The organism is Photobacterium sp. GB-72 (assembly GCF_003026095.1).
Lineage (GTDB): Bacteria > Pseudomonadota > Gammaproteobacteria > Enterobacterales > Vibrionaceae > Photobacterium.
In genome coordinates, this window is the sequence record NZ_PYNV01000005.1 from 137,326 (window position 1) to 150,226 (window position 12,901).

Consider the following 12,901-nt stretch of genomic DNA (forward strand, 5'->3'; position numbering starts at 1 on the left):
GCCTTTCATTTTTATATTAAGCCAATAATGGCAAAACAAAAAATATCATTACCAATCAAACAACTTATCAAAGAAGCCTTCGACTTTTTTCTGCACTTCTTTCGCTTGTTGCTTCACAGCTTGTACCTGACAGTTTTGTTTAAGATCACCATTCGGATCCCAAATAGGCATTCGTGTTGTACCTGAACAATCTTCAATATAGGTACCGTTCGCCGCTACCGTATATTTCTCTCCTTCCAATTCTGAAGGTTGAGTTAAGATTAATGGCTCAGGTTTACGATGCTGAATGTAATCAGTATATAAACGCAATGCGCCTGTCGCACCCGTTAGGTGGGCAGTTTTATTATCATCACGTCCCATCCATACTGTTACCACTTCACGCCCATCGATACCGACATACCAACTGTCTTTACCATCGTTTGTCGTGCCCGTTTTACCTGCCAAATGGCTATTTGGGAACAATTTATTCAATGAATGTGCGGTACCAAATTTTACCGTATCTTGCAGTGCATACATAGTTAACCATGCAGCCTGACTTGGCACTACCGATGAAGCTTTAGGCCAATTTTGGTAGAGTACTTTGCCATCTTCATCAACCACCGCATTTAATGCCGTTAATGGCGCTAAATAGCCATTATTACCAATGGCTTGGTACATCTGAGTAACTTCTAATGGCGACAAGGCGATCGAACCTAAAAATAACGACGGTACTTGAGGGATCTCTTCAAACGGAATCCCTAATTTTGTTAATGTTTTTGAGACTTTTTCAACCCCCAAAGCCATACCTAGATTAACCGTCGGAACATTGTACGATTTGGCTAACGCCACAAATAAAGGCACTTCACCACGATATTTACGATCATAGTTTCGAGGACTCCATACCGCACCATCTTGCATCTTAATAGAAAGAGGCTGATCTTTGAGTGAAGTTGCAAGCGTGTACTGCTCTGGGTCTTCTAATGCTGATAAGTAAATAGAAGGTTTCACTACCGAGCCAATTTGACGTTGTGCATTTATTGCACGATTATAACCAGGGAAATTAGGGTTACTTCCTCCAATCATAGCGCGAATTTCACCTGTTGTACGGTCAGCAATCACCATCGCGGTTTGTAAGTTTTTACCCGAACGTTTTTCCACTAACGGGATCATTTTCTCGACAGATTCTTCGGCCAACTTTTGCGATTGAGGATCGAGTGAAGTAAACAGACGTAAGCCTTTACCTTCTTCAAAAGCATCACCTACTTTTTGCTCTAACTCACGTTTAAGTTGATCAAAGTACGCAGGCTGACGTTTCGCAAGTTGTCCTTTTGATTGAACATCCAACGGTAATTTTATTGCTGCTTGATATTCTTTATCCGTTAACAATTTATTGTCTAACATGATTTTTAATACCACGTTACGACGATCTTTCGCGCGCTCAGGGTTGCGCCAAGGGTTGTAGTAAGACGGACCTTTTACCAAACCAATTAACAGTGCTAATTGATCAGGACGCAATTCCGACAATGGGCGATCAAAGTAATAACGAGATGCCAAAGCAAAGCCATGAATACCACGTCCACCATATTGAGCGAGATAAACTTGGTTCATGTAAGCATCAAGTACTTCTTCTTTACCATATTTATAATCGATGATAATCGCCATATAGGCTTCTTTAAATTTACGCCATAAACTGCGCTCACTCGATAAAAACATATTTTTAGCAAGTTGCTGTGTTAGCGTACTACCACCTTGAACTGTGTGCCCAGCTTTGATATTAGCGACAAAAGCACGAGCAATACCCACTAAAGAAATACCATCATGCTCATAAAAGTGACGATCTTCAGTATCAATAAGACCTTCGACTAATAACTTAGGCATTTTATCTTCAGGGAGATAAATTCGTTGCTGGTCATTTTTCGCTTCTAACATGCCCAACATTTTAGGATCAATATGAAGGAAACCAAGCTCTTTATTTGTATCAAGATCCTTGATTTGGCTGATCCCTTCGCTGTTGAATGTCACAACAACATGACGAGCACCTTCTGCACCCTCTTTAAAGTTAAATGGTCGACGAACAAATTCAACAGACCAGCCATTCGCTTTATATTCACCACTTTGATCAGGCTTCGCGACCTTTTGATAACCCAATACTTTTAACTCATTCACTAACGAGTTATAGCTAACTGGCGCTCCTGGTTGAAGGGCAAGCTCGCGAGCATAAACCACCGAAGGTAATTGCCACAGTTGACCTGAAAACTTCTCACTGATGGTTTTGTTTAAGTTATTCCCAAGATAAGCCATGCCCAAGCCACCAATAATGGCAACAGTAAGAATACTACGCTTAATTAATTTACGCGTTGATGATGGCTGTGGCTTATCCTGTTGATTATCAGGCTGATGTTTATTTGATGTCATTCATTTTTCCAATTTAACAACTACGACTTTACTAAAAAATAATTATCAAACAATAAGATAAATAAGATGGCTGTTAAATTACTACCTTATATAAAATCAATATAGTTGGGCTAAACATAATCCTAATTATCAATGATCATGTCATCCTAGTGTCAGTTCTATATTGTATGATTTTTTTATCAAGGCTGGCAAAAAACATTATTTTATATGGCGCGTTCGTTGAACATCTATCTCCGTAGTAATGAGATTAACCTATCCTCAAAAGACAGCGTTTGATTTCGTATCATTAGGCATGACAAATGCTTTGTGACGTAATAAGCGGTTAATTCATCCGGCTTTGGGTCGCAATTTATTCGCAAATCATCCACAATAACGCCTTTAAGAAAGCCAGCGATCAATTCCGATCGGGCACAGGTACCATGAGATAGCTATGCAACGTGATTATACTTTAAACTGCCTATTAACAATGCCTCGCCATGAGCTTGAAGAATTTAGCTTACGCGTAATCAGCCGCATGGTGCCGGAAGATGTAATGCAGGAAATATTCACTTTTGAACAAGAAGAAGTGGATAGTGAAGAACGCCTTAAGTCAGCACAATTTGATGCAATGCTACGCATGACAGCGGTTGCTTTGGGTGAAGTCAAGGAAGCATTTTCAGAATCGGATAACGCTAAGCAAAATATTGAACGTATGACACGCTTAATTCTTTGGCATTTTTACGCTATCTCATTCCAGCTAGAGGAAGCTGTCACATTAGAGCAGCACTGTGCTGAAGTTGAAAAGATTTTAGCCAATGCGCCTGACAACGCATTTGGTTGGATAAGTGTACTGACAGAATTACTTCATCGTTACGCAGCATTAAGCGAAGAAAAATAACCATTCCTCGCATCATTAATAGTTAAATAAAAAGGCGTACCCTTAGGATACGCCTTTTTTTAAATTTTTTATTGCCGATACTAAATACTATTAATAATCGAAATCGCTGTACTCCGGACTCTCAAAACGTGAACGTGTCATACGACGTTTCTTTTTGTTACGAGATTGATTCAAATCTTGAAAATCATCATTAAATTCAGAGTTGAATTTTGATTTGCTGCCCTTGTGAAACTTTTGGTCTAACTTAGCCATTTGCGATTCCTGAACTACATCCAGAGTAAGTAATTAATAAATAGAACACAGGCAATATTAATGCTCTATTGTGACAAAAATACGTCGCTTTTTTGTAAAATCAGTGACAACTGCCTTGTTTGTTTTCCACTTGATTTATTGCTTAATTCGTATTTTTTCTAAGACTAATTCAGGAACTCGCTCTCTGTACAACAAGATATTTTACTGCTTATCAGCAAAAAAACTTATCCATTGTTTTCGGTCACATTCTTAAAAGGAACTTCGACCAAAGCGTTGATCAAGTCCTCTTTTTCGTTATCTTCTCGCCATACTAAATATAAGCTTTGATCCATAACTGGCGCGTCTTTTACCACATGAAGTAAGCCTTTTTTCTTAGCACTTTCGACAACAGGCGATGGCAGATAACCAACTCCAGCATTCGCTAAAATATAATCAAGCGCCATTTTAACAGAATGTGTATGCATAATTGGTGTACGCTGAAGCTCAGCAATACGACTGTGCTCAACAGAAAATCGTGTGCCCCAATCTAAAAAGACAAGTGGAATATCACGCGTATCATGTAAGCAACAATTACTTTTATTAGTCACTAACTGTAATTGGTAATCTCGAACTTTACGTACATTGAGATTTTCAATTTTCGGTGGTTCGCTGGTAATAAAGAGATCGATGCTCTGATCAAACAAGCGTTTTGCCATCCCTTCACGTTTAACCGACTCTAAGCGTAATGCTAGCCCAGGCATATTGGCATAGATATGGTTAATCCAATCAGAAATCCCATCAAACTCCCAGAATAAAGGAGATGCACCAATGGCTAATTGGGTATTGAGGCTATCTGTTAATGCAACATCCTGCTTCGCACGCCCCCATGTTTGCAAAATAGCTTCAGCATAAGGCTGTAAACGCTCACCAGCTGCAGTTAGATGGACATTACCACGTTGACGAGAAAACAACGGGTTACCTAGCTGAGACTCAAGCTGTCGAATACGAAAGCTGACGGCAGACTGCGTTAAATATAAATTATCAGCTGCACGGCCAAAGTGACGAGTCTTAGTTACTTCTAAAAATGTTTTTAGTAATTCTGTATCCACAGCGAAATTCTCAAGAATAAGAAGGATAAGTTGCGTGATTATCGTGCTATTTAAGCATTATATATCTAATAAGCAAGAGCTTAATCTAGATCTTAAACGATATGATGATTTATGGTATCAAATCATTAAAAAAATTCATTAGAACGATAAAAAATGTTTGATTTACAACTCACCAAGTCTGGATAAATATCACCGCAAATCACATCAAGGACTTTATGAATGAGAAGTGAAGGTAAATTTTACGACGATAAAAATTTCCCACGTGGCTTTAATCGCTCGGGGGTTTTTACAATTAGTGAAGCCAGCGTCTTAGAAAATTACGGACGCATTATGCGTGCCTTACATGAAGGGACTACTCAACCAATCGATGAGTCTGAAACTCAGTTCCTTGCTGAAGTGTTAGGTCAGCAAGCAGCAGTGTCTGAATTTGGTAAGTGTTGGTTAAAATACCTGAACCACACCACTCATAAAGCACGCAGTTATACCTTATGCGTGTCGCAACGTCCCAACAATGGCGTATACGGCGACGATGATGATGCCGATAGTGGTAGTGATAGCGATTTAGACTATTAATTACTATCAGAGGGCTCACCTCTGTTTATCGAGTAACAATGAAGCCATCCCACTCTCGTGCGATGGCTTATTTCTTTTTAATAGCCTGTAAACAGGCACTTTCTTGGTAGAGCTATGAAAATTTGTTTTGTTATGTATCCGTGGGACAAAGTTGAAGCCGAAAACGACTCCACACTACGTCTTATCCATGAAGCCGCAAGCCGCGGTCACACGGTTGCTATAACAACACCAAGTAACTTAACTATGCGTGACAGCATGGCTATTGCATTCTGTAACGTATTAAAAAAAGGTGATGTATCAAACAATATTCCAAGCTTTTACCGCAAAGCTGAATTTAACAAAGCCGAGCTACCATTAGCGGGCTTTGATGTTATTTTTATGCGTGCTAACCCACCTCTAGATACCATGGCACTTAATTTCTTAGATTCTGTGCGTGAGCATACTTTCATTATCAATGATATTGATGGTCTGCGTGTGGCTAATAACAAGCTATATACAGCATCGCTACCCGATCCAAACCATGAATATATTCCAGCAACACACGTATCAAAGAACCGTGAATACTTAGAGCGTGTATTAGACGAATCAACGCAAGATCGCATGATCCTAAAACCACTAAATGGTTACGGTGGTAAAGGCGTTATCTTGGTTGAAAAGAGTGCAAAATCAAGCGTTAAATCATTACTTGATTTCTACATTGGTGACGATGAAAACTATGTGATCTTACAAGATTACATTGAAGGTGCAGAACAAGGCGATGTTCGCATTCTACTGCTTAATGGTGAACCTATTGGTGCAATGCGCCGTGTACCAGCAGAAGGCGATGTACGTTCAAACATTCATGCCGGTGGCCGTGAAGTAAAACACGTACTAACAAAGCAAGAACTTAACCTATGTAAACACATTGGCCCTAAGCTTGTGCGCGACGGCCTGTTCTTTGTTGGACTAGACGTTATTAACGGCAAGCTGGTTGAAGTAAATGTATTAAGCCCTGGCGGTATTACCCGTATCAATCGTCTTAACCGTGTGAAACTTCAACGTAATGTCCTGGATTTTGCTGAGAGCGTAGTAATGGCGAAAGAAGTCGGCATTGCACGTAAAAATGATTTTCGAAAGGTGATTGCTGATGCTGCATACTGAGTTAGAGGTTCTGGAGAAAATCCGCAGCCTGACTCCCTTTGAAGCGGAACTTGATGATGGCAGCTTGATAATTCGTGTTAGCGAATATCAGCCTTATATTGCTACAGCCATTCATCATGGACACAACCTTCGTGGCGAGTTAAAAGAAAAATGTGCGCTAACAGAAGAAGAGCGCTACTTTGAAGAAGATCCATTTACTGGCGATTTTATTTCATCTCTGCCAATCATTCTTCAGGGTGAAGATTCACGTTACGAATACGATCTTAACCGTGACCCAAGCAATTGCATCTATGACGATGCGTGGGGTAAAAAAGTATGGCTTGAGCCATTAACGGTAGAAGAGCGTGCGGAAACACATGAAAAACATAACCGCTACTATCGTATTCTTAAATGTCTTATTGAAACATTAGAAAAAGAATTTGGGTTATGTTTGTTATATGACATCCATTCATATAACTACCAACGTATTGACGAGAAAACACCAACATTCAATGTCGGTACTAAGCAAATTAACTGTCGTCGTTGGCGGAAAGAGATTGATGCCATGCTTGAAGGTTTAAATAGCATAGAGCTACCTAACCTTGAAGTAACAGCATTAGAAAACGATGTCTTTAAAGGCATGGGTTACCAAGCTACTTTCATTAAAGAAAACTTTAAAAACACATTAATCCTACCGATTGAAGTAAAAAAAGTATTCATGAATGAGGAAGGCGGCGAAGCGTATCCATTAGTGATTGAAAAGTTGAAAGAATCCATGAAAACCGTGATAACGGAACATGCTGCTTTCACTATCACTAAACGCACAAAAGCCAAAGGTTTAACAGGTAATGATCTGCTTGCTTCGAACTTATCCAAAGAAGTAGTCAAACTGGATCGACAGCTATATCGTATTGCTCGTGGTATCAATACGCTTAGCTACATCAACCCAACGAACCTTAAGCAAGAAAAGCGACGCTTTTTAAGTAAGCCGCATAGCTATCAGCCACAGTTCACTTATCGCCAACTTGATTTAGACCCATACAAGTTCCGTGAGCAACTTTACCGACTACCCGTAGAAGGTATCCGTGATGCTGACGTACAAAAAATGTATCGCAAAGTTATCGACCAATTAGCGGTACGTATTGATCTACTTTGTAGTATTGGTACTGATGAGTTCTTATATAATTCATTACGTTACTACGGTCAGCCTGATGAACGTGATATTGCTAATGCAAAATTTATTCTTCATGCTTGTGAATACAAAGAGCAGCAACCTGCCACAATCACAGCCAATGAAGCAATAGAAGCGTTTAAAGAAGCGGCGCAAGAGTACGACATTCCTTGTAAAATCGTTTCTTCTAAACAGCTAATTGCACGTGCAATGGTCAGTGGTAAAACGATCAAGGTGAACCCAAACAGTCGTTTTACACAAGGTGATTTAGATGCGTTAATTCATCACGAACTGGGAGTGCACTTAGTCACGTCAGTCAATGCTGAACGTCAACCATTGAAGATCCTACAACTGGGTTTACCTGGTAATACGCATACACAAGAAGGCCTTGCGATTCTTTGTGAGCACTTATCAGGTAGCTTCCCACTACACCGCCTAAAAACATTGGCGTTGCGTGTTGTCGCTGTAGAGATGATGGTCAATGGTGATAGCTTTAACGATTGTTTTAATAGTTTAAAACATGAGTATGGCATCAGTAATGATGAAGCATTTACCGTAACGGCACGTGTGTATCGTGGTGGTGGTTTCACTAAAGATTTCTTATATCTTCGTGGCTTAAAAGATGCGATTCAAGCGTATAAGAATGAAGATTTAACATCATTATTTATTGGTAAGACTGGCTTTGAATTTAAGCCCCTGCTTGATGAACTCATCGAGCGCGGGATCTTAAAACAACCCGATTATTTACCTAAAGCACTAGAGATAGATGCGGATATCGATCCAGTGATGGAGTTTATGCTTAACTCGATTCGTTAATCGACAAGCACATCAACCCTAAACAAAAAGCGACTAATCGGTCGCTTTTTTTATACGTTATTAACGCATTAACGTTACATTGGTAATGTAATTACGATCACCCCAGATAATCGTACAAATCAATAACACCAACATTAGGTAATCAGTCGTTTTTAGGCTTACCACGCATCAGTACAGCCGCGATAATGGCCTATACCACGGTAATAACAGCAGGGATGTAGAATGCGTAGCGTCTATTTCTCGTGTAAGCGATATAAATATTTATCCAACTATAATTTCACAACATATAAAAAAGGCAGCCTGATAGACTGCCTTTCAAATTGATAAACATTTCATTTTTAGCGATTAGTTGCCAGGCACAACGCGTGTCGTATTACCCTGCTGATAAATATCAACACGTTGGCCTACACGGAAAATCATATTTGGATCGACTTCCTGCACAACCGCAATGGTTCTACCGCTATCAAGTTTAATCACGATATTAACGCCATTGCGCTGACTAATTGCATCACCCGCTTTATTACCTAAAGCTGCGCCAGCTAAACCGCCGCCAATAGCCGCAATATCAGAACCACTACCGTCACCAACTTTCGAACCCAGAATGGCACCAATGGCACCACCAGCAATAGTACCAATCATATTTTCACCGCCACCACTCATGGTTACGGCATCTAATTTGATGATCGTACCGGTTAATACATTTTGTACTGTGCGTGCCTCACCGACATCATAAGCATTACCATATGGATTTTGCGCACAACCTGATACACCAAGTGCTGCGACTAGACATAAAGATGCTACTGTATACTTTTTCAATATAACCTCCGTCAATAAAGCAATCTGCTATTACAACGATATAAGTTTGGACGTTAAATTAACATTTTGCTCACAAATCCTGTATTTACACTGAATGGACTAATAAAAACAATATGTTACAATTTATTCGCGTAAGAAGAAGCAAAGCTTTACAATTAGTTTCTCTTTTAAAAGGTAAAAAACACTCAATCTAGTGTGTTTTTTTACCGCGAATTTTATTAATCAACGTCACCACAGCAACCACCGCGGCTCCCGCAATAACACCCACAATACCGTTCATTAATGGTGGTAGAATAGACGCTGAACCAGGCAAATTGACAGCTTGTACAATGTTCTCCACAATTTCATGGGAATGCGGCAATGTATGTACAACGATACCGCCACCGACAAGAAACATCGCAATTGTGCCGACAAACGCCAGAGCCTTCATAAGATAAGGTGCTATGTTCACCAATAGCGAGCCAAAACGGTTTTTCAAACTCGCTTGTTCGCTATGATTTACAAGATATAAACCCGCATCATCTAGCTTCACAATACCTGCAACCAAGCCATAAACACCTGCCGTCATAACCGCGGCAATTACGCTGACAACAATGGCTTGAGTTAAAAATGGATGATCTTGTACAACCCCTAAAGAAATCACAATAATTTCAGCAGAAAGAACAAAATCAGTACGAATAGCCCCTTTTATTTTCTCTTTTTCATACTCTGCGATATCAACATCACTTTGCGCTAACACATCAACTTTATCTTCCGTGTTTGCCTCTGAATGAAATAATTTCTCAACGATTTTTTCAACACCTTCAAAGCATAAGAATAAACCGCCTAATAACAGCATTGGTTGAATCAGCCATGGGGCTATTACGCTGATCAATAACGCTGCGGGAACCAAGATCAGCTTATTTTTAAATGAGCCTTTTGCGACACCCCATACAACAGGAATTTCGCGTTCAGCACGTACCCCCGTTACCTGTTGGGCATTCAATGCTAAATCATCGCCTAACACACCCGCTGTTTTTCGTGCTGCTACTTTTGTCATTACAGCAACATCGTCTAATACGGTCGCGATATCATCTAACAAAGTTAATAAACTTGCACCTGCCACAGGTTACTACTCCTTCCATTAAGAGCTCATTGCTCTTAAATACACAAACTAACAATAAGATGTTAATACTAAACTGTTAATACTGACTGCATTCAACATACAGTTAAGCATTATACTGCCTATACAATAAAAATAAAAATCAGTGTTTTTTTACCGCACTTTAGCGCTCTTCTCAATTAAAGTCGGTATAAAGCCTAATGGCTAATCTTTCTTATCATAACGATAAATCTTTTTTGATTGCAGTTAGCCTCATTCAATTGTCTAATCGCCAAGCACCCTCTTTTCGGTTTGAGGTGTAGACTGAGATTGGAATTCCTCTCTTTACGTTATGTCATACCGTGCTAGTAGCAGCACGACCTGTTCGGAAATGACAATGAAATTATTCGCAGCACTATACCTACAAGCATTTTCTTGTCTGAATAAAGTATGCGACAACGCAGCCAACAGCACCAGACCAACCCAATCTAGACGATCGACACGTATATTCATTAATAGTAATGATGAAACGAACTCGGATAGTCCCAGTTACGTGTAATTAAATGCAACACACTACTGTTAGATGTGGACTGCTTTTTTATTAGCGTGACCTTTAGATCCTGACTTTTATGACGTCAGTAACCATAACCTTCTATTTTATTTATATTTTCTGCAGTTCTGTAGGGCTTTTGTTCGCCTTAAAAAACTGACGCGTACCTTGCAAGGATTAAGACTATGAGTGAGTGGACAATTAATAACGCACGTGACGTTTATAATACGCCTTACTGGAGCCAAAACTATTTTGATATTGCACAAGATGGTTCAGTGGTTGCACGTCCTAATTTACAAGCTCCCGGCAATACCATTGGTTTATCGCAACTTGCTGATGAACTGATTGCCGCAGGAGCCTCATTACCGGTATTGGTGCGTTTTCCAGAAATAATGCATCACCGTGTCGACAGCTTATGTAGTGTGTTTAACCAAGCTATTGAAAATTATGGCTATACTGGTGACTACCTTGCGGTTTATCCCATCAAAGTCAACCAACAGCAGGAAGTCGTTAGCGAAATTCTTAAAAGCCAATACGCTAAGCAACAACGTCAGTTAGGTTTAGAAGCGGGCAGTAAACCAGAGCTTATGGCTGTGCTGGCTATGGCGCAAGAGGCGAGCTCAGTCATTGTTTGTAATGGCTATAAAGATAAAGAATACATTCGCCTTGCACTCATAGGTGAAAAGCTAGGACACGAAGTGTATATCGTCCTAGAAAAACTATCAGAACTACGCATTATCTTAGAGCAAGCAAAAGAGCTTGGCGTTACTCCTCGTCTTGGTTTACGCGTTCGTTTAGCCTCGCAAGGTAAAGGTAAGTGGCAAGCCAGTGGTGGTGAGAAGTCTAAGTTTGGATTATCGGCATCTCAGGTTTTAACTGTGGTAGATGAACTGCGCCAGCGCGATATGCTAGATTGTCTGCAATTGTTGCATTTCCACTTAGGATCGCAAATCGCCAACATTCGTGATGTAAGAAATGGTGTGGGTGAAGCCGGCCGAGTTTACGCAGAATTGAAAAAAATCGGTGTTGGTATTACAACTATAGATGTTGGTGGTGGTTTGGCCGTGGACTATGAAGGTACCCGTTGCCAGAGCAGTTGTTCAATGAACTACAGTATTAACGAATATGCAAACAACATTGTTTATGTATTAGGTGATATTTGTACTGAATATGATATTGCTATGCCACGCATTATTTCAGAATCTGGGCGTAACTTAACGGCGCATCACGCAGTCTTAATCACCGATGTTGTGGGTGTAGAAAGCTACAAACCAGAAAGCATTAGTGCACCTACTGAAGATGCACCACAAGTGCTACAGAACATGTGGATGTCGTGGAAAGAGCTCTCTGAGCATTCCGATCAACGCTCGTTAGTTGAGATCTACCATGATAACCAAAGCGATTTAGCCGAAGTTCACGCCCTATTTGGGGTTGGGATGATCAGCTTTATCGACCGTGCATGGGCAGAGCAAGTTAGCTTACGCCTATGTTACGAATTACAGAAAAAACTCTCAGATAAAAACCGAGCTCACCGCCCGATTTTAGATGAGTTGCATGAGCGTTTAGCGGATAAGTTCTTTGTGAACTTCTCTTTATTCCAATCATTGCCAGATGCATGGGGTATTGATCAAATCTTCCCTGTATTGCCTTTAAGCAATTTGGATAAAGCCCCTGAACGTCGTGCGATTATTTTAGATATCACCTGTGATTCAGATGGTGCCATTGATCAATATGTTGAAAGCCAGGGTATTGAAACCACACTACCGGTTCCAACATGGTCAGCTGAAGAGCCTTACCGTATTGGTTTCTTTATGGTCGGTGCTTATCAAGAAATTTTAGGTGATATGCATAACCTATTTGGTGATACCGACACCGCTGTTGTTCGTACTCGTGCTGACGGTGGTTATGAAATAGAAAAAATTGATCGCGGTGATAGTGTTGGCGATGTATTGCGCTACGTGCATTTAGACTCGAAAGAGTTTTTACGCCAATACCAAACAATGGCTGAGCAACATTTAACTGTTCACGAACGTGATGCAATTTTACAAGAATTAGCAGAAGGTCTTGAAGGCTACACTTACCTCGAAGATGTTCGTGCTATCTAATTAATTTATAGACTAAATAAGGTCCCTATCACGTCAATCCTGTGTGATAGGATGTCTTA

10 protein-coding genes are annotated in these 12,901 nt (G+C 40.2%); 5 read left to right on the forward strand and 5 right to left on the reverse strand.

What is annotated here, in order from left to right; all coding sequences use genetic code 11:
* Positions 1-48 precede the first annotated feature (48 nt).
* A complete protein-coding gene (gene mrcB, locus C9J40_RS08365; RefSeq protein ID WP_107246485.1) occupies positions 49-2,394 on the reverse strand; it encodes a penicillin-binding protein 1B in 2,346 nt (781 codons plus the stop codon).
* Between the two features lie 430 nt (positions 2,395-2,824).
* Here mrcB and C9J40_RS08370 point away from each other — a divergent pair, with 430 nt between their 5' ends.
* Positions 2,825-3,271: an exoribonuclease R gene (locus C9J40_RS08370; RefSeq protein WP_107246486.1), complete on the forward strand. Its 447-nt coding sequence runs from the start codon at positions 2,825-2,827 to the stop codon at positions 3,269-3,271.
* A gap of 90 nt (positions 3,272-3,361) precedes the next feature.
* Here the strand turns inward: C9J40_RS08370 and C9J40_RS22130 are convergent, their stop codons facing one another.
* Positions 3,362-3,523: a hypothetical protein gene (locus C9J40_RS22130; RefSeq protein ID WP_198038485.1), complete on the reverse strand. Its 162-nt coding sequence runs from the start codon at positions 3,521-3,523 to the stop codon at positions 3,362-3,364.
* Between the two features lie 224 nt (positions 3,524-3,747).
* Positions 3,748-4,611 (reverse strand): HTH-type transcriptional regulator HdfR, encoded by an 864-nt coding sequence (gene hdfR / locus C9J40_RS08375; protein ID WP_107207351.1) that lies wholly within the window; start codon positions 4,609-4,611, stop codon positions 3,748-3,750.
* A 219-nt stretch (positions 4,612-4,830) separates the two neighbouring features.
* Here hdfR and maoP point away from each other — a divergent pair, with 219 nt between their 5' ends.
* The 3 genes from maoP to C9J40_RS08390 all read left to right on the forward strand — a co-directional run bounded on the left by maoP (position 4,831) and on the right by C9J40_RS08390 (position 8,290).
* Entirely contained in the window at positions 4,831-5,184 is a 354-nt protein-coding gene (gene maoP / locus C9J40_RS08380) for a DUF413 domain-containing protein (protein WP_107207352.1), read from the forward strand.
* Between the two features lie 114 nt (positions 5,185-5,298).
* Entirely contained in the window at positions 5,299-6,324 is a 1,026-nt protein-coding gene (gene gshB / locus C9J40_RS08385) for a glutathione synthase (RefSeq protein WP_107207353.1), read from the forward strand.
* Positions 6,311-8,290, forward strand: coding sequence for a flavohemoglobin expression-modulating QEGLA motif protein (locus tag C9J40_RS08390; RefSeq protein ID WP_107207354.1), 1,980 nt, complete (start codon positions 6,311-6,313; stop codon positions 8,288-8,290). The genes gshB and C9J40_RS08390 overlap by 14 nt, the downstream gene beginning before the upstream one ends.
* A gap of 345 nt (positions 8,291-8,635) precedes the next feature.
* On the opposite strand, the gene C9J40_RS08395 is transcribed toward C9J40_RS08390, so the two are convergent.
* Both C9J40_RS08395 and C9J40_RS08400 read right to left on the reverse strand, forming a co-directional pair.
* Positions 8,636-9,106 carry a glycine zipper 2TM domain-containing protein gene (locus C9J40_RS08395; RefSeq protein WP_107246488.1) on the reverse strand — a complete coding sequence of 157 codons (471 nt, stop codon included), beginning with the start codon at positions 9,104-9,106 and terminating at the stop codon, positions 8,636-8,638.
* Positions 9,107-9,296: 190 nt separating this feature from the next.
* Positions 9,297-10,211 carry a DUF808 domain-containing protein gene (locus C9J40_RS08400; RefSeq protein ID WP_107207356.1) on the reverse strand — a complete coding sequence of 305 codons (915 nt, stop codon included), beginning with the start codon at positions 10,209-10,211 and terminating at the stop codon, positions 9,297-9,299.
* Between the two features lie 711 nt (positions 10,212-10,922).
* Here C9J40_RS08400 and speA point away from each other — a divergent pair.
* On the forward strand, positions 10,923-12,842 hold the full coding sequence (speA, locus tag C9J40_RS08405) for a biosynthetic arginine decarboxylase (protein ID WP_107246489.1): 1,920 nt from the start codon (positions 10,923-10,925) through the stop codon (positions 12,840-12,842).
* Positions 12,843-12,901 lie beyond the last annotated feature (59 nt).

Bases quoted from the DNA above. Each gene is read 5' to 3' on its own strand.
- mrcB (WP_107246485.1), bottom strand. From the start codon at position 2,394: ATGACATCAAATAAACATCAGCCTGATAATCAACAGGATAAGCCACAG.
- C9J40_RS08370 (WP_107246486.1), top strand. From the start codon at position 2,825: ATGCAACGTGATTATACTTTAAACTGCCTATTAACAATGCCTCGCCAT.
- C9J40_RS22130 (WP_198038485.1), bottom strand. From the start codon at position 3,523: ATGGCTAAGTTAGACCAAAAGTTTCACAAGGGCAGCAAATCAAAATTC.
- maoP (WP_107207352.1), top strand. From the start codon at position 4,831: ATGAGAAGTGAAGGTAAATTTTACGACGATAAAAATTTCCCACGTGGC.
- gshB (WP_107207353.1), top strand. From the start codon at position 5,299: ATGAAAATTTGTTTTGTTATGTATCCGTGGGACAAAGTTGAAGCCGAA.
- C9J40_RS08390 (WP_107207354.1), top strand. From the start codon at position 6,311: ATGCTGCATACTGAGTTAGAGGTTCTGGAGAAAATCCGCAGCCTGACT.
- speA (WP_107246489.1), top strand. From the start codon at position 10,923: ATGAGTGAGTGGACAATTAATAACGCACGTGACGTTTATAATACGCCT.